This is a genomic window from Pseudoalteromonas sp. Z1A6 (assembly GCF_011378745.1).
Taxonomy (GTDB): Bacteria; Pseudomonadota; Gammaproteobacteria; order Enterobacterales; family Alteromonadaceae; genus Pseudoalteromonas; species Pseudoalteromonas arctica.
Map to the genome: position 1 here is coordinate 1 of NZ_WTKW01000039.1, position 18538 is coordinate 18538.

18 protein-coding genes are annotated in these 18538 nt (G+C 39.5%); 17 read left to right on the forward strand and 1 reads right to left on the reverse strand.

Features of this window, described 5'->3' with window-relative positions:
• Nucleotides 1-357 precede the first annotated feature (357 nt).
• From mioC to glmU, 15 genes are all read left to right on the forward strand, one after another.
• Complete coding sequence (gene mioC, locus GQR46_RS04315; RefSeq protein WP_024591277.1) at nt 358-807, forward strand: FMN-binding protein MioC; 450 nt, start codon at nt 358-360, stop codon at nt 805-807.
• Between the two features lie 428 nt (nt 808-1235).
• Nucleotides 1236-3125, forward strand: a complete 1890-nt coding sequence (mnmG, locus tag GQR46_RS04320; protein ID WP_010555145.1) for a tRNA uridine-5-carboxymethylaminomethyl(34) synthesis enzyme MnmG — start codon at nt 1236-1238, stop codon at nt 3123-3125.
• 15 nt (nt 3126-3140) lie between these two features.
• Nucleotides 3141-3761, forward strand: a complete 621-nt coding sequence (gene rsmG / locus GQR46_RS04325) for a 16S rRNA (guanine(527)-N(7))-methyltransferase RsmG (protein WP_007585988.1) — start codon at nt 3141-3143, stop codon at nt 3759-3761.
• Nucleotides 3762-3775: 14 nt separating this feature from the next.
• The gene (locus GQR46_RS04330) at nt 3776-4561 is read left to right on the forward strand and encodes a ParA family protein (RefSeq protein WP_004335235.1); all 786 of its coding nucleotides are present in this window, start codon (nt 3776-3778) and stop codon (nt 4559-4561) included.
• Between the two features lie 20 nt (nt 4562-4581).
• Entirely contained in the window at nt 4582-5505 is a 924-nt protein-coding gene (locus GQR46_RS04335) for a ParB/RepB/Spo0J family partition protein (RefSeq protein WP_165740116.1), read from the forward strand.
• 142 nt (nt 5506-5647) lie between these two features.
• Nucleotides 5648-6028, forward strand: coding sequence for an ATP synthase subunit I (locus GQR46_RS04340; protein ID WP_165729265.1), 381 nt, complete (start codon nt 5648-5650; stop codon nt 6026-6028).
• A gap of 15 nt (nt 6029-6043) precedes the next feature.
• The gene (atpB, locus tag GQR46_RS04345) at nt 6044-6901 is read left to right on the forward strand and encodes a F0F1 ATP synthase subunit A (protein ID WP_165740118.1); all 858 of its coding nucleotides are present in this window, start codon (nt 6044-6046) and stop codon (nt 6899-6901) included.
• Between the two features lie 61 nt (nt 6902-6962).
• The gene (atpE, locus tag GQR46_RS04350; protein ID WP_007585980.1) at nt 6963-7205 is read left to right on the forward strand and encodes a F0F1 ATP synthase subunit C; all 243 of its coding nucleotides are present in this window, start codon (nt 6963-6965) and stop codon (nt 7203-7205) included.
• A 41-nt stretch (nt 7206-7246) separates the two neighbouring features.
• Complete coding sequence (atpF, locus tag GQR46_RS04355) at nt 7247-7717, forward strand: F0F1 ATP synthase subunit B (protein ID WP_004335264.1); 471 nt, start codon at nt 7247-7249, stop codon at nt 7715-7717.
• 16 nt (nt 7718-7733) lie between these two features.
• On the forward strand, nt 7734-8267 hold the full coding sequence (gene atpH / locus GQR46_RS04360; protein ID WP_007585978.1) for a F0F1 ATP synthase subunit delta: 534 nt from the start codon (nt 7734-7736) through the stop codon (nt 8265-8267).
• A gap of 14 nt (nt 8268-8281) precedes the next feature.
• Entirely contained in the window at nt 8282-9823 is a 1542-nt protein-coding gene (atpA, locus tag GQR46_RS04365) for a F0F1 ATP synthase subunit alpha (protein ID WP_007585976.1), read from the forward strand.
• A 60-nt stretch (nt 9824-9883) separates the two neighbouring features.
• Nucleotides 9884-10744 (forward strand): F0F1 ATP synthase subunit gamma, encoded by an 861-nt coding sequence (gene atpG, locus GQR46_RS04370; protein ID WP_007585974.1) that lies wholly within the window; start codon nt 9884-9886, stop codon nt 10742-10744.
• A gap of 33 nt (nt 10745-10777) precedes the next feature.
• Nucleotides 10778-12163: a F0F1 ATP synthase subunit beta gene (gene atpD / locus GQR46_RS04375; RefSeq protein WP_007585971.1), complete on the forward strand. Its 1386-nt coding sequence runs from the start codon at nt 10778-10780 to the stop codon at nt 12161-12163.
• A gap of 13 nt (nt 12164-12176) precedes the next feature.
• Nucleotides 12177-12599: a F0F1 ATP synthase subunit epsilon gene (locus tag GQR46_RS04380; RefSeq protein ID WP_165729264.1), complete on the forward strand. Its 423-nt coding sequence runs from the start codon at nt 12177-12179 to the stop codon at nt 12597-12599.
• Nucleotides 12600-12884: 285 nt separating this feature from the next.
• Nucleotides 12885-14243 carry a bifunctional UDP-N-acetylglucosamine diphosphorylase/glucosamine-1-phosphate N-acetyltransferase GlmU gene (gene glmU / locus GQR46_RS04385; RefSeq protein WP_101163105.1) on the forward strand — a complete coding sequence of 453 codons (1359 nt, stop codon included), beginning with the start codon at nt 12885-12887 and terminating at the stop codon, nt 14241-14243.
• A gap of 27 nt (nt 14244-14270) precedes the next feature.
• On the opposite strand, the gene GQR46_RS04390 is transcribed toward glmU, so the two are convergent.
• Nucleotides 14271-15113 carry a LytTR family DNA-binding domain-containing protein gene (locus tag GQR46_RS04390; protein WP_165740119.1) on the reverse strand — a complete coding sequence of 281 codons (843 nt, stop codon included), beginning with the start codon at nt 15111-15113 and terminating at the stop codon, nt 14271-14273.
• A 144-nt stretch (nt 15114-15257) separates the two neighbouring features.
• On the opposite strand from GQR46_RS04390, the gene GQR46_RS04395 reads away from it, so the two are divergent.
• A complete protein-coding gene (locus tag GQR46_RS04395) occupies nt 15258-16295 on the forward strand; it encodes an acyltransferase family protein (RefSeq protein WP_240922883.1) in 1038 nt (345 codons plus the stop codon).
• 272 nt (nt 16296-16567) lie between these two features.
• Entirely contained in the window at nt 16568-18361 is a 1794-nt protein-coding gene (locus tag GQR46_RS04400) for a choice-of-anchor I family protein (protein WP_165740121.1), read from the forward strand.
• Nucleotides 18362-18538 lie beyond the last annotated feature (177 nt).

Consider the following 18538-nt stretch of genomic DNA (forward strand, 5'->3'; position numbering starts at 1 on the left):
AAATTTAAGGTTATCAACAGGCTTTATATCCACATTATGATCAACATGTATTTTTAATTAAGATATTTACAATTTAATTCTTTACTGACAAGTAATATCAATAACTTAGCGAATATAAAACAACCTAAAAAATCAGTTTAAGCAGAGCTTTCCCCACCGTTATCAACAACTTGATCAGAAGATTACATTTAAAGATAATTTGTTAAACACTATATTATCAACAACTTAAAGACACAATTTTGAATGAGTGTAAAATTACCGCAAAAATAGTTATACAAAAAAGCACTCTTAACTTTACTGTTATCCTCACTCAGTTATCATAGGCGGCAATTAAAACCAATGTGATCACTAATATTCATGAGTTCAGTAAATCTTATTGTCGGCAGCCAAATGGGATCAGCCGAGTATGTTGCAGAGCAATTAAGCGACGCGCTTAATAACCTTGGTATTACTACGCAACTACATGATCAACCTGAATTTAGCGATATTGATCAGCAAAATACCATTTGGTTAATCTGCACATCAACTTATGGTGCAGGTGATTACCCTGAAAATCTTATTAGTTTTGTTGAAGATGTAACTCAAGCAGATGATTTATCTGAATTAAAATATTCAGTAATCGCTTTAGGCGACACTAGTTATGACACTTATAACCTAGCAGGACGTAATATAGATGCCTTATTAACTCAAAAAGGCGCTATAAAAGTAGCAGAACGTTTAGAGCTTAATATTCTCGATGAAGCACTACCAGAAGACACTGCATTAACATGGTTAGACTCTTGGATAGCTCAAACAGGCATAAAATAGATAGATCAAGTAAAAAGTTATATATAAAGTTACCCACAATTTACTAATAATTTAATAGGTTTTGTGGATAAATATTGAATAAACTGCGTTTTAAAGCATGCTTATCCATTGGATAAGATCCAACTGATTCAACCCTGTGCATAAAGTGCCTTTTTGATCAGAGCTTATTTGCTGGATGATCCGATCATATTAACACCTTTAGATCTGATCTAATTTCATGTTTTAAATGAAGATCTAAACCTTATCAACAGAAAAGTCGATCAGTAGTAGTAATAGTAATAAAAGATCTCTTTAAAAGATCCTTTATATTATTAGAGATCACATACTTAGATCTTGCCCTTTGTTTAATCATTTATCTTCTGCCAATTTCTAGGTAGAATACGCTCCCTTTTGAAGTTTACCGGTTTGATTTAAGTAGGATCCCATTAATGATTTTTCACGAAAATTTTGACGTTATCGTAGTAGGTGGTGGACATGCTGGCACTGAAGCCGCATTAGCAGCTGCCCGTATGGGGATGAATACCCTGCTACTGACTCACAATATGGATACCCTTGGTCAAATGTCTTGCAACCCAGCAATTGGTGGGATTGGCAAAGGTCATTTGGTAAAAGAGATCGACGCGCTTGGTGGTGCAATGGCACAGGCCATTGATAAAGGCGGGATCCAATTTCGTACACTAAATTCTTCAAAAGGACCTGCTGTTCGTGCTACTCGAGCACAAGCAGATCGCGCTTTATACAAAGCGGCTATTCAAACAACATTACAAAACCAAGATAACCTTAAGATTTTTCAACAATCATGTGATGATCTTATTGTTGAAAACGATCGTGTTACTGGCGTAGTAACTCAAATGGGTTTACGTTTTAGTGCACCAAGTGTTGTTTTAACCGTGGGTACTTTTTTAGGCGGCTTAATTCATATTGGTTTAGAAAATTATAAAGGCGGTCGTGCAGGCGATCCTCCTTCAATCGCTTTAGCTGATCGCTTACGTGAACATCCATTTAGAGTTGATCGTTTAAAAACAGGTACACCTCCACGTATTGATGCACGTACTGTTGATTTTACAAAAATGGAAGCACAGCCAGGTGATACACCAACTCCTGTGTTTTCGTTTATGGGTAAACAATCAGATCACCCACAACAGATACCGTGTTACATAACTTACACAAACGAAAAAACACATGATGTTATTCGTAAAAACTTACATCGCTCACCTATGTACTCAGGTGTTATTGAAGGTATTGGTCCACGATACTGCCCTTCAATTGAAGATAAAATTGTTCGTTTTGCAGATAAAGATAAACATCAAATATTTGTTGAGCCTGAAGGTTTAACATCATACGAATTATACCCAAATGGTATTTCGACTAGTTTACCGTTTGATGTACAACTTGAAATTGTGCAATCGATTACAGGTTTTGAAAATGCACATATTTGTCGACCTGGTTACGCAATTGAATATGATTACTTTGATCCACGTGATTTAAAACAATCTTTAGAAACTAAATTTATTGAAGGTTTATTTTTTGCGGGTCAAATTAACGGTACTACCGGCTATGAAGAAGCGGGTGCACAAGGCTTAATTGCAGGTATGAATGCTGCACTAAAAGTACAAGGCAAAGATTCTTGGACACCACGTCGTGATGAAGCTTACGTTGGTGTATTAATCGACGACTTAGCAACACTGGGTACAAAAGAACCATACCGCATGTTTACCAGTCGTGCCGAATACCGTTTATTACTTCGTGAAGATAATGCTGATATTCGTTTAACTGAAAAAGGCCGTGAGCTAGGTTTAGTTAATGACGAACGCTGGCAGGCATTTAACGAAAAAATGGAAGTAATCGAAAAAGAGAAGCAACGCATTAAAGATACGTGGATTCATAAAGATCACGCCGTTGTAGAACAAGTAAATGCATTACTGAAAACACCGCTTACACGTGAAGCAAGTTTAGAAGAATTACTTCGTCGCCCAGAGATTCGTTATAACGATCTTATGGCTATAGAAGGATTAGGATCTGAATTTACAAACAAAGCGGCACTTGAACAAGTTGAGATCCATACTAAGTACGCAGGTTATATTGCGCGTCAACAAGATGAGATCAACAAACAGCTTCGTCATGAGCAAACAATTTTACCAAAAGAGTTTGATTATAAAACCGTATCTGGTTTGTCAAATGAGGTAGTTGCCAAGCTTATTGAGTCGCGTCCTGACACTATTGGTCAAGCATCGCGTATTTCTGGTATCACCCCAGCGGCGATTTCGCTATTATTAGTGTATCTGAAGAAGCAAGGCTTATTACGCAAATCCGCGTAACGGTAAGGGTACATAGTGTTACAGCAACAATTAACTACATTGTTAGCGCAAACTGATATTGCGCTAACAGAAAAACAACAGCAACAGCTAGTTCGTTACGTCGAGTTATTGAATAAGTGGAATAAGGCTTATAACTTAACCTCAGTACGCTTACCTGAAGAAATGATGATTAAGCATATTATGGATAGCTTAGTTGTTGCGCCTCACTTACCCGGTCATCATTATATTGATGTTGGAACGGGTCCTGGATTACCGGGTATCGTATTAGCAATTGCATTACCTAATACACATTTTGTGTTATTAGATAGCTTAGGTAAACGTGTACGATTTTTAATGCATGTTAAACATGAGCTTGGTCTTGATAATGTAACCCCGGTTCAGTCAAGAGTTGAAGAATATCAACCAAGTGTTAAATTAGACGGCGTACTAAGTCGTGCTTTTGCTTCATTACAAGATATGGTTGACTGGTGTTCGCACTTAATCGATCATTCGGGTAAATTTATAGCACTTAAAGGCGTGTTCCCTAGCGAAGAGCTAGAGTCACTACCTGCAGGCGTTAAGTTTGAGCAAAAAATTGCATTAGAAGTACCTAATTTAGATGCACAACGACATTTAATTATTCTTTCTAAAGACTAGGGATCAGAGACACCGTGGCAAAAGTCATCGCATTAGCAAATCAAAAAGGTGGAGTGGGTAAAACTACAACCGCTGTTAACCTCGCTGCGTCTATGGCTGCAACGAAACGTAAAGTGCTGTTAATTGATCTCGATCCGCAAGGTAATGCGACTATGGGTAGTGGCGTAGATAAGTATGGCGACGTGCCAACTATTTACGACTTACTTATTGAAGATAAACCTATAGAAGACGTTATCATCAAAGAAACGTCTGGTGAATACCATATGATTGCTGCAAACGGTGATGTTACCGCTGCAGAAGTTAAACTTATGGAATTATTTGCCCGTGAAGTGCGTTTACGCAACGCACTTGAAAAAATTCAGGACCAGTACGAATTTATTTTTATCGACTGTCCGCCCTCTCTAAATATGTTAACTGTTAACGCAATGGCCGCAGCTGATTCTATTTTAGTGCCAATGCAGTGTGAGTATTATGCACTTGAAGGGTTAACCGCATTAATGGATACGATTACGCAGCTTGCTAAGTTAGTGAATCCTAGCTTACAAATTGAAGGTATACTTCGTACTATGTACGACCCGCGTAACCGTTTGGCAAATGATGTATCAGAACAATTAAAACAACATTTTGGCGATAAGGTATACCGTACGGTGATCCCGCGTAATGTTCGTTTAGCGGAGGCACCTAGTTTTGGTACTCCTGCTATGTACTATGACCGGGCATCAAGTGGTGCTAAAGCATATTTAGCACTCGCTGGTGAAATGTTACGCAGAAAAGAAAAAACAGCGTCCGTTGTCGCCTAACTTTGAGGTAAAAAAATAACATGTCTGCTAAAAAACGAGGTTTAGGCCGAGGACTCGATGCACTTTTAAGTTCGTCAAAGCCTGCACCAAGCCCAAGCAAGGAACAAGACACATCAAACGTTTCTGAGGCTGTGCAAAATGCTGCGGCTAATAATAGTGAATTACAAAAACTCCCAATAGAGTTTTTACACTCGGGTAAATACCAACCTCGTAAAGACATGTCTGAAGAGGCGCTAGAAGAGCTTGCTAGTTCTATTCGCTCACAAGGTATTATTCAACCCATTGTTGTGCGCCCTATTGCACACAATAGCTTCGAAATTATTGCTGGTGAGCGTCGTTGGCGCGCAGCGCAAATAGCTAAGCTTGAAACAGTACCTTGTATTATTAAAGACGTACCTGATGAAGCAGCTGTTGCTATTGCACTGATAGAAAATATTCAGCGTGAAGATTTAAATGCCATGGAAGAAGCAGTTGCACTTAATCGTTTGCTAATAGAATTTGAATTAACACATCAGCAAGTAGCAGATGCGGTGGGTAAATCACGTACGACTGTAACTAACTTATTGCGTTTAAATAACTTAAATAGTGATGTAAAAATTCTGTTAGAACATGGCGATATTGAAATGGGGCATGCTCGTTGCCTGTTAGCCCTTGAAGGTGAAGCGCAGTCAGATGCTGCTCGTTTAGCGGTTGCTAAAGCACTAACCGTTCGAGAAACTGAAAAGCTCGTACGTTCTATCTTAGAGCCTGTACCTGCTAAAGAAGTAACCGAAAAAGATCCTGATGTTAAGCAGTTAGAGCAACAACTCGCTGAAAACCTAGGTGCCAAAGTTGAGATTAACTACAATAAAAAAGGCAAAGGTAAGCTTGTTATTTCTTATACTAATTTAGATGAACTTGACGGCATTTTAAATCATATCAATCACGACAATACCCACCATTAATTTATTACATGTCTGAAAAGGGACATTTGTAGCTATTTCGTGTTACAAAGCGTCTACTCAAGTTGCAAAACTGGCAGGATTAAGTATAATTTCGCCAGTTTTCACACCCTAACAATTAGAACGCAATAAAGGTTAACTAAACGTGACTGACAAGTTAGCAAGTCCATATCGACTTGCCGTATTAAAGTTAATTTGCCTTCAGGGTGTTGTAGCATTAGTTGCTGCTGTAATTATTTTTTTTAGTTCGGGAGTCAATGCAGGGCTTTCATCACTTGTTGGTGGAGCTGTAGCAGTACTTCCGCACTTTGTATTTGCGCTTTATGCATTCAGATATATGGGTGCAAGCCGAGCAAATCAAGCGTATGCCTCGTTGAAACGCGGCAACGGATTAAAGTTTATGCTAACAATTGTATTGTTTGCGCTAGTACTGAAGCATTTTCCGGTAATTTTATTACCTTTTTTTAGTACTTATATACTGGCGCTATTTACTGGATTGTTCGCCCCCGTTTTTTTTAAACATTAACTTTTGGGATATAACATGGCAGCAGAAGAAGTTACTCTATCTGGCCATATCCAGCACCATTTGACCAATGCTAAGATGTGTTCGACCGATACAGGTCTCGCCTTCAACAAAGCATGTACGGATAGTGGTTTCTGGACATGGCATATAGATACCCTCGCATGGTCTATCGGATTAGGTCTATTATTTTTATGGATCTTCCGTAGTGCCGCTAAAAAATCAACACTAGGTGTACCTGGTAAGTTTCAGTGTTTTATTGAAATAATCGTAGAATTCGTTGGTGACAACGTACGCGATACTTTCCATGGTAGAAGCAAGCTTATTGCACCATTAGCCTTAACGATTTTCGTTTGGGTGTTCTTAATGAACTTAATGGATTTAATACCAGTTGATTTCATTCCAGCACTTGCAGGTTTCGTTGGTGAGACTGCATTTGGTATGGATTCACACGATGTGTACATGAAAATTGTACCAACGACTGACATTAATATGACTTCAGCGCTAGCGCTGGGTGTATTTATACTAATGGTTGGCTTTTCAATCAAAATAAAAGGTATTGGCGGGTTTATTAAAGAGTTAACGCTTCATCCGTTCAGCTCAAATAACATGTTTGTTCAAATTATTTTGATACCATTTAACTTATTACTTGAACTGATTGCACTCGTTTCTAAACCGTTTTCATTAGCACTACGTTTGTTTGGTAACTTATATGCTGGTGAGTTGATTTTCATCTTGATCGGCGCTATCGGTTTTATGCAACTACCGTTGCACTTTGTTTGGGCTGTATTCCATATTCTAGTTATTACATTACAAGCATTCTTATTCATGATGCTTACGATTGTATACCTAAGCATGGCAAGTTCAGATAATCACTAATTTTTAGATTTACAATTTTACTTTTACTTTTAACTTTACAATTGAAACTTTGGAGAAATAAATGGAAGCTTTAGAATTATTAACAGGCTTAAAATACATCGCAGTAGCTTTACTAATCGGTTTTGGTGCAATCGGCACAGCAATCGGTTTTGGTAACATGGGCGGTAAATTCCTTGAAGCATGTGCGCGTCAACCTGAGCTTGCACCTTCGCTACAAGTTAAAATGTTTATCCTTGCTGGTCTAATCGATGCTGTAGCAATGATTGGTGTTGGTATCGCTATGGTATTGTTGTTCGTACTTTAATTTTATTCTTTGAACAGCTTACTATTTAAGGAGGAGCGGTTGTGAATTTAAACGCCACTCTTATCGGTGAATTGATTGCGTTTACGGTGTTCGTATTATTTTGTATGAAATACGTATGGCCACCACTAAACGGTGCAATTGAAGCTCGCCAGAAAAAAATCGAAGATGGTTTAGCTGCCTCTGATAGAGCCGAAAAAGACTTAGAACTTGCGCAAAAGAAAGCTGCTGAACAGCTTAAAGATGCAAAAGCTCAAGCGGCTGATATCATTGATCAAGCTAAAAAGCGTGCAGTGCTAATTGTTGACGAAGAAACACTTCGTGGTCAGCAAGAGCGTGAAAGTATCATTGCTCAAGGGCACTCTGAAGTTGAGTCTGAACGTAATCGCATAACAGAAGAACTACGTAAGCAAGTAGCAACTCTGGCAGTGATTGGCGCAGAACGTATTTTAGAGCGTGAAATTAATCAAGCCGCACATAGTGACATCGTTGAAAAACTTGTCGCTGAGCTGTAATTAGGAGGGTATGAGCATGTCTAATTTGACTACTATCGCTCGCCCATACGCTAAAGCGGCTTTTGAACTTGCCGTTGAGAAAGGCACTCTAGAAAGCTGGAATGATATGTTGTTCTTTGCAGGCCATGTAGCCAGCAATGAGCAAGCCTCGTCTGTTTTAGCGAGTATGCCTACAGCTACTGCACAAGCTGAATTATTTATTCAACTTTGTGCTGAGCAGCTCAACGAACAAGGTCAGAACCTAGTTAAGGTGATGGCTGAAAATGGACGTTTGACAGCTCTACCTGAAGTTGCACAGTTATTTGCTGAATTTAAAGCAGAATACGATAAAGAAATCGAAGTAGATGTGATTTCTGCAACTCCTCTTGTTGCTGCGCAACAAGAGTCATTGGTAGCGGCACTTGAAAAACGTTTCGCACGCAAAGTTAAGCTGAATTGTAGTGAAGACGCGTCAGTGGTTGGTGGACTTATTATTAGGTCTGGCGACACTGTAATCGACGGTACTATTCGCGGTAAATTAAACCGCTTAGCTACAACACTACAATCGTAATTGGGAAAAAGAGCATGCAACTTAATTCCACTGAAATTTCAGATCTGATCAAACAACGTATTGAGAAGTTCGAAGTTGTAAGTGAAGCTCGTAACGAAGGTACTATTGTATCTGTTACTGACGGTATCATCCGCATCCACGGTCTTGCTGACTGTATGCAAGGTGAAATGATTGAGCTTCCTGGCAGCCGTTATGCTATCGCACTAAACCTTGAGCGCGACTCAATTGGTGCAGTAGTAATGGGTCCGTACGCTGACCTTACTGAAGGCGTAAAAGTATATACAACTGGTCGTATTTTAGAAGTTCCTGTTGGTCCTGGTTTACTTGGTCGTGTTGTAAACACACTAGGTGCTCCAATCGATGGTAAAGGCGCTCTAGATAACGACGGGTTTGAACCTGTAGAAAAAATTGCACCAGGTGTAATCGAGCGTAAATCTGTAGATGAGCCAGTTCAAACTGGTTATAAATCTATTGATGCGATGATTCCAGTTGGTCGTGGTCAACGTGAACTTATCATTGGGGATCGCCAAACAGGTAAAACTGCACTAGCAATCGATGCAATCATCAATCAAAAAGACACAGGCGTTAAGTGTGTGTACGTTGCGATTGGTCAAAAAGCATCTACTATTGCAAACGTAGTTCGTAAATTAGAAGAGCATGGTGCACTAGCAAATACTATCGTAGTTGTTGCATCTGCTTCTGAATCTGCGGCACTTCAGTACTTAGCACCGTTCGCGGGCTGTACTATGGGTGAATACTTCCGTGACCGTGGTGAAAACGCATTAATCGTATATGATGATTTGTCTAAGCAAGCAGTTGCTTACCGTCAAATTTCATTACTACTTAAGCGTCCACCAGGCCGTGAAGCATACCCAGGTGACGTATTCTACCTTCACTCTCGTCTTTTAGAACGTGCATCGCGTGTAAACGCAGATTACGTTGAAAAGTTCACTAATGGTGAAGTGAAAGGTAAAACTGGTTCATTGACGGCATTGCCAATCATTGAAACTCAAGGCGGCGACGTTTCTGCGTTCGTACCGACTAACGTTATCTCTATCACCGATGGTCAGATCTTCTTAGAAACTGACTTATTCAACTCAGGTATCCGTCCGGCAGTAAATGCTGGTATCTCGGTATCGCGTGTTGGTGGTGCTGCACAAACTAAAATCGTTAAGAAACTAGGTGGCGGTATTCGTCTAGCCCTAGCTCAGTACCGTGAATTAGCTGCGTTTTCGCAGTTCGCGTCTGACCTTGATGATGCAACTCGTGCTCAACTTGAGCATGGTGAGCGTGTAACAGAGCTAATGAAGCAGAAACAGTACGCGCCAATGTCTGTTGCTGATATGTCTTTGTCGTTATTTGCTGCTGAAAAAGGCTTCCTTCAAGACATCGAAATCGCGAAAATCGGTGACTTTGAAGCAGCTTTACTTTCGTATGCAAATAGCACATACGCAGAGCTTGTGGCTCAAATCAATGAAACTGGTAACTTGAATGCCGAGATCGAAGCGCAGCTTAAAGAACTTCTAACGAAGTTCAAGTCTACGCAAACTTGGTAATTTAGTTATTAATGGTGCGCTTTAGGAAACTAAAGCACACCTTGATTCGGAGAGAGAGTCATGGCCAGCGGAAAAGAGATTAAAAGCAAGATCGGGAGTATTAAAAATACTCAAAAGATCACTAGCGCAATGGAAATGGTTGCTGCGTCTAAAATGAAAAGGGCGCAAGAACGCGTTGCTTCAAGCCGTCCATACGCTGACAAATTACGTGAAGTAATTGGTCGTGTTGCTCAAGCAAATCTTGATTTTACTCACCCGTTCTTAAAAGATCGTGAAGTGAAACGAGTTGGTTATATTGTTATCTCTACAGACCGTGGTCTGTGTGGCGGTCTAAACTCAAACGAGTTTAAGAAAGTTGCACTTGATGTTAAAGCGTGGAAAGAAAAAGGTGTTGATGCTGAATTTGCTACTTTAGGTAGTAAAGCAGCTGGCTTCTTTCAACGTTTTGGTGGTCAACTACTCGCTAAAAAAGCGGGCCTAGGAGATAAACCTTCAGTACAAGACGTTATTGGTCCTGTAAAAGTTATGCTTGATGCATTTTCTGAAGGCAAAATAGACCGTTTATTCTTGGTATATAACAAATTCGTTAATACCATGAGGCAAGAGCCAATTATAGATCAGTTACTCCCTTTGCCAAAAGCTGAAGAAGAAGTATCTGCTCACACATGGGATTACTTATACGAGCCAAATCCAGAGGCTATTTTAGAGTCTTTGTTAGTACGCTTTATTGAGTCTCAAGCATACCAAGGTGTGGTAGAAAATGCTGCCTCTGAACAGGCTGCTCGTATGGTTGCAATGAAAGCTGCAACTGATAACGCAGGTGACCTTATGGACGAGCTACAGCTTGTTTATAACAAGGCTCGCCAAGCAGCAATCACACAAGAAATTAGTGAGATTTGTTCTGGCTCAGCAGCAGTTTAATGCTTCGGGTAAAGATTAACGAGAGGAATAGACATGAGTTTAGGTAAGGTCGTCCAAATTATCGGCGCCGTTGTGGATATTGAATTTCCACAAGATAGCGTGCCAGCGGTATACCACGCACTAAGAGTAACAGATGGCGATTTAGCTGGTTTGACTCTAGAAGTTCAACAACAGCTAGGTGGCGGTGTAGTGCGTACTATCGCTATGGGTACTACTGATGGTTTACGTCGTAGTGCTTTAGTTATGAATACAGGTGAATCGATTCAAGTTCCAGTTGGTAAAGCAACACTTGGTCGTATCATGAACGTACTTGGTGAGCCAATCGATGAAGCGGGTCCAATCGGCGAAGAAGACCGTATGTCTATTCACCGTGCAGCACCTTCATACGAAGAGCAATCAAGTTCAGTTGAACTTTTAGAAACTGGTATCAAGGTTATCGACCTTGTATGTCCGTTTGCTAAAGGTGGTAAAGTTGGTTTATTCGGTGGTGCCGGTGTTGGTAAAACTGTAAACATGATGGAACTTATCCGTAACATCGCAATCGAGCATAGCGGCTACTCAGTATTCGCAGGTGTTGGTGAGCGTACACGTGAGGGTAACGATTTCTACCATGAGATGAACGATTCAAACGTACTTGATAAAGTATCGCTTGTATACGGTCAGATGAACGAGCCTCCTGGTAACCGTTTACGCGTAGCGTTAACTGGTCTTACTATGGCTGAAAAGTTCCGTGATGAAGGTCGCGATGTACTTTTCTTCGTAGATAACATCTACCGTTATACTCTTGCTGGTACAGAAGTATCTGCACTACTTGGTCGTATGCCATCAGCGGTAGGTTACCAGCCTACACTTGCTGAAGAAATGGGTGTGCTTCAAGAGCGTATCGCTTCTACTAAGACGGGTTCAATTACATCAATCCAAGCGGTATACGTACCTGCGGATGATTTAACGGATCCATCTCCAGCAACTACCTTTGCTCACTTAGACGCAACAGTAGTACTTTCACGTGATATCGCGTCACTTGGTATCTACCCAGCGGTAGACCCACTTGATTCATCTTCACGTCAACTTGACCCACAAGTAATTGGTCAAGAGCACTACGATACAGCACGTGGCGTTCAAACAGTTCTTCAGCGTTATAAAGAACTTAAAGACATCATTGCAATCCTAGGTATGGACGAGCTTTCTGACGAAGATAAGCAACTTGTATCTCGTGCACGTAAAATCCAACGTTTCCTATCTCAGCCATTCTTCGTGGCAGAGGTGTTTACAGGCGCGTCTGGTAAATACGTATCACTAAAAGATACAATTTCTGGCTTTAAAGGCATCTTAAACGGTGAATTTGATGATATGCCAGAGCAAGCGTTCTACATGGTTGGCTCTATCGAAGAAGCTCAAGAAAAAGCCAAAGGCATGTAACTAGGAGGGTAGTATGACAGCTATGACTGTACATCTTGACGTAGTAAGCGCTGAGCAGAGTTTGTTCTCTGGTCTTGTTGAATCGATTCAAGTATCTGGTAGTGAAGGCGAGCTGGGTGTAAACCTAGGCCATGCTCCACTACTAACTGCCCTTAAACCTGGTATGGTACGTTTAGTTAAGCAATTTGGTCACGAAGATGTGATATATGTTGCTGGCGGTACATTAGAAGTTCAACCAAATCACATCACGATTCTTGCAGATACTGCGGTTCGTGGTGAAGATTTAGATGAAGATTCTGTACAAAAAGCTAAACGTGAAGCTGAAGAACATATGGCGAATTCGTCAGCTGTTGAGTTTGATTATCAGCAAGCGGCTACGCGACTGGCAGAAGCAGTTGCTCAGTTACGCGTAATTCAGCAATTACGTTACAAGTAAGCCTACCCGGTTTGTAAAAAGCCCACTTTAAGTGGGCTTTTTTGTGCCTGTTACTTTTGTATTTACACTAAATACCTTAGTCCGATTATTATCTACACTTTTACACTTATATCCTGCCGGAATCCTCGCTACAATAACGTCATCCAATTAAGTGTGTTTTTTCAGTCAAGATTCAGTACTAATAAACTAACCTACTGAGTATTTGCACAAGAAGTGATTTACGTAATCTTCTGATCAAACATAAGACTTATTTAGCTAAAACAACGAAAAAAGGAAATTGTTTTAATGGCTCTAACAACTATTATTCTTGCTGCGGGTAAAGGTACTCGTATGCGCTCTGCTTTACCTAAAGTTTTGCACAAAGTTGCAGGTAAACCAATGGTGCAGCACGTTATTGATAATGCGATGGCATTAGGTGCAACGACTACAAACCTAGTTTACGGACACGGCGGCGAACTATTACAACAACAACTTGCCGATAACAATGTAAATTGGGTACTTCAAGCTGAACAACTTGGTACTGGCCACGCAGTAGCGCAAGCCAACTCTCATGTTAATGATGAAGACACGGTATTAATTTTATACGGTGATGTACCACTAACAAAGCAATCAACACTAGAGCGTTTATTAGCCGCAACACCTAAAAATGGTTTAGCTGTATTAACGGTAAATTTAGTAAACCCAAATGGCTATGGTCGAATGCTTCGTGCCGGTGGTAAGTTAGTTGGTATTGTTGAGCAAAAAGATTCAAGCCCAGAACAGTTACTTATTAACGAAGTAAATACAGGCATTATGGCTGTTAACGGTAAGCTATTAAAAACATGGTTAGGTAACTTATCTAACAATAATGCACAAGGCGAGTACTACTTAACAGATATCGTTGCAATGGCTCACAGTGAAGGCGTAGAAATCACTTCAGCTCAGCCAGACCATGCAATGGAAGTTGAAGGCGCAAATAACCGCGTACAACTTGCAGGCTTAGAGCGCGCTTATCAAGCATGGCAAGCAGAAGAGTTAATGTTAAATGGTGCAACACTTGCTGATCCTGCGCGTATTGATGTGCGAGGAACAGTTACCACCGGTGAAGATGTACTTATCGACGTAAACGTTATTTTTGAAGGCACAGTCACGCTTGGTAACAACGTACAAATTGGCCCTAACTGTGTCCTTAAAAATTGTAGCATTGGCGATAACGTTATTATTAAAGCTAATACGCTGATTGAAGATGCGACAGTTGCAGATAAGTGTACGCTTGGTCCTTATGCTCGCCTTCGCCCAGGCGCTGTAATGGAAGAAGACTCACACATTGGTAACTTTGTTGAGATGAAAAAAACCCGACTAGGTAAAGGCTCTAAAGCCAACCACTTAAGTTATTTAGGTGATGCTGAAATTGGCGAAAAAGTGAATATTGGCGCTGGCACTATTACCTGTAACTACGATGGTGTTAACAAAGCAAAAACTATTATTGGCGATAATGCCTTTATTGGTTCTAATTCATCACTCGTTGCTCCAGTAAATATAGGTGCAACTGCAACAATTGGTGCAGGCTCTGTGATCACCAGTACCGTTGAAGATGATCAATTAGCAATAGCACGCTCTAAACAGCGTAATTTAACGGGTTGGAAACGCCCAGTTAAAAAATAACAATAGAGGCTACTTAGGTAGCCTTTTTTATTTTAGCTGAAGTTTAAATTGCTCTTTATAGCGTCTAGACAAGTTAAGTACTTTACCTGTAGTTAATTTTATTTCACTGTCGCCACTGGGTAGTGGTGTAATAGACTCCACTTTATCGAGTTTTACGCCATGGCTGCGGTGAATTCTACAAAACCCCTGCACTTCAAGTTGTTTACTTAATGCTGTAAGCGTTGCCCTTAACGGATATATACGTGAGCCTATATGTAGGTTTACATAATTACCCGACGATTCAAGCCAATCAACATCCTCTATTTTTATAATGAATTCTTTTCCGAGCTTTTTAACTAATAGGCGGTTTATGGTCGATGTTGTTTGCTGCTCACTTTCTTCAATTGAAGAGGCTTCACCTAGTAACTGCTGCACCACATATTGATATACTTTGATAAGTACGATGAAAAACACAAAGCTTATAGCGTCTTTCTGGTATTCATAAATAAGCTCAAACCAGCTAAGTCCAAAGTTGTAAGACCCATCATTCAATAAATATATGAATTTACGAACCCCTACCATAATACCAACGTGTAACACGCTAAATATAATAGAGACACCAAAGTACATACCTAATGAGGCCGTAATATTTTGCCAATTAAAAGATAAGTGTCTTAAAAACCAAATTAAAATAGGGAATATAAGCAAAGTACTCAAGGCACTTGAATACTCCCAAACAAATGGCTCCCACATTAAAAAAGTTAAAGCCCCTTCTCTTTGGGCTTCCATTATTTGGGTTGTAGCGTTTACTGTATTATTAATTAATACGTAAGCACACAGTAATAATGATGCGTAAATGCTTTGAAAACGTTGAAAGTGCTGTAGGTTCATAAATGTATGCTTATTGCTGACGTGGCACGCTTATCCCTGTATACCACCTTTTATCACTATTGCTTGTAATATAAGCACTTATAGATAGTTTTAGCGAGATCTTTAGGTATGAATAACGCATAACATACATAAAGTAGTAAAAGCATGAGCACTCAAGTACAACAACCTTCATTAGTTAATTCGCGTAAATATTATCTTGATTGGCTTAGGGTAATCGCATTTGCGTCGCTAATTTTTTATCACATTGGCATGTTGTATAGCGAAAACTGGGGGTTTCATTTTAAGAGTAATTATACATCACAGTATGTTGAATATTTAATGTTGGTGTTTTCACCTTGGCGCATGTTGCTCATTTGGTTTATATCGGGCGTAGCACTGCGTTTTATGATTGATAAAGTAAGCAGCTTTAAGTCTTGGTTACATTTCACCTTATACAGCTCTATTTTTTTACTATTACCCTTGCTGGTGGGGTTATGGTTAATAGTGCCTTTACAGCTGTTTGCAGAAATGTCACAGCAAGGTGTTATTGATATTAGCTATTGGCAATTTTATTTAGCTTTTATAGAGACTAACAATACGCTTTTTATTAATTATCAGTCTGGAGTGTGGCCGAATGTGGATGTAAATCACTTATGGTATTTGCGCTCGTTGTGGCAATTTATGCTGATCATTATTGTTTTAACTCTTTTTGCACGCTTGCCCTTTATTGCGCCTTTAAAAACATTTGCTAAGGGGGGTATGTCATTTGGGCTTTTAATTACCTTGCTCACTATTGCCGTACTATTTACAAGCCATTACTTAACTGGCGATTCAATCAGAGAGACTAACGGCTTAATACTGTTACTCGCAGGATACATACTTGCTAAAAACACTTACTTTTGGAACTGCTTAAATAAAAACTTGGTATTACTGGCTTTGAGTTTTACGGTTTTGTTTGTACTTATAATATTAAGTTATCAGAAGGTGTTTACTCTTCCTCATTTTATTTTAAGCGCTAGCTACAATATTCAACGTGTTGTAGGTATATTTTTTGTACTTGCGCTCGCTCGTCGATTTTTAAATTTTAATACTTACTATTTAAAACAGCTCAATGTATGGGTGTTTCCCTTTTATTTATTGCATCAAAGCATTTTGATTGTTTTGTTTTTTACTACAGCCTTTAAGTTTAGGGCCTGTTGCTGAACCATTCATCATTATTACAGGGACTTGGTCTTTTTGCGGTGTTATTACATGGGGTATTACACGTATTGATGTACTTAGACCTTTGCTAGGGGTTGCAATTAAACGAAATTATTCCCCGACTGTAAAAACGATTGGCTATACGGCCGCTTTAATTTTAATAACTCCGCTAGCGTATAAGCTAATTACTTAGGCTAAGGGCTGTATTAAAACTGCCATAATCTTGTCATGCCTGTGTGTTGATATTTAGTAAATACAATACTAAGGAAAATTACATGTTTAAAAAATCAATTATTGCGCTGTCACTTATATCTGTTCTCACTGGTTGCTCACTTGATGGTGACGATGGTCAAAACGGCTCTCAAGGATTACAGGGAGAACAAGGCACAGATGGAACTAATGGGTTAAATGGTATAAATGCCAATTCAGCATTAAATATTAACCTTGTGGGTAGAGGTGTATTAAATGCACAAAGCCCAGAAGGTGCAGCTGAAATAGTTGCATATCAAGCATCTAAAAAATGGATTTACGCTATTAACAGTTCAGGTGATGACGCTGTTGTTAATATTTTACCCGCCGACACCTTTGATACTGCCGCACTCGTTAAAGATAACGAAGGGGTTATAAACGCCACAAATTTAACGTCCATTATTACGTTGTCTTTAAACGAATATACCCAAGGCGATGCAAACAGCATTGCTATTGATGAAAATAACAATCTACTTGCAGTGGCAATGGCTGCTGAAAGCACGGGTGATACAGGTCAAATTGCTTTTTACGATATAAGCGGCGACTCACCTGTATTTATTAAAAATGTAACGGTCGGATTTTTACCAGACATGGTGACGTTCACCCATGATGGCGCAAAGGCAGTGGTTGCTAACGAAGGTGAACCAAGTGGCGACTACAGCGTAGATCCTGAAGGTTCTATTAGTATTATCGATATAACAAATAATGTAATAGCCGATACAGCAATAAATATTGATTTTAAAGCCTATAACAACAAACAAGCCGATCTAGAAACGCAAGGGGTAGTTTTTGCAAACCCAAATGGTCGCACTATTAACGGTAATCTAATAAATACAACTGTGGCTATGGATTTAGAGCCCGAGTACGTTAGCATTTCTAAAGATAACAAATACGCTTATGTATCTATTCAAGAAAACAATGCACTTGCAATAGTTAATCTACAAGACAACAGCTTTGAGCTAAAGGGCTTAGGCTTTAAAGATTGGTCAAGCTTACAACTTGATGCCTCAGATAAAGATGGCGGCGTTAATTTTAAATCATACCCAGGGCTCTATGGTATGTACCAGCCCGATACTATCTCAAGCTTTAGTTGGAAAGGCGCTAACTTTATAGTTACTGCCAACGAAGGTGACGCAAGAGAATACTTTTTTGATACAACGGATGAAGCAGACTGTATAGCAAAGGGCGGACTTGATTACGATAAAGACGATGGCTGCTTAGCTTATATAGATGAAAGCCGCGTTGAAGACTTAACGCTTGCTGCTAATTTTGATTACTTAAATAATGACGATGATGATATTGGTCGCTTAAAAGTAACAACAATAAAAGGCGATACCAATAACGACGGACAATACGAATCGCTTTACGGCTATGGCGCACGTTCTTTTACTATTTGGGATAGCAATGGGCTGGTGGTTTTTGATTCAGGTGACGATATAGCACGTATAACAGCATCTGTGCACGGTGAATCATTTAACAATAATGAAGACGAAAACAAAGGTGACTCACGTTCAGATGATAAAGGCGCAGAGCCTGAAGCGCTGACTATTGGTAAAATTGACGATCGTACATTTGCTTTTGTTGGATTAGAACGTATGGGCGGCATTATGGTTTACGACATTACTAATCCATACAATGTGCAATTTGAAGAGTACTTCTATAATAGAGGCTTAATCAAAGGAGCTAATATTACAGGCGATTTAGCGCCTGAGGGAATGGTATTCGTTTCAGCAGAGCAAAGTGCAACAAGAAATCCACTCTTAATTGTTGGAAATGAAATATCAGGCTCTATTGCCGTATGGGAAATAGCATCTAAATAAATCTTTAATTTTAAATAAAGCTGTGTGTTGTTTGTTTAACATACAGCTTAGTTTAAACCTTACTAATACATCATCAATTGATACATAAATTATGAGTGTTTTTTAAACTAAAAGTATCCTACAGCCCTTCATTTGTATAGCTTTCATACTAAATTCATTTAATTGTCAAAAAGCTGA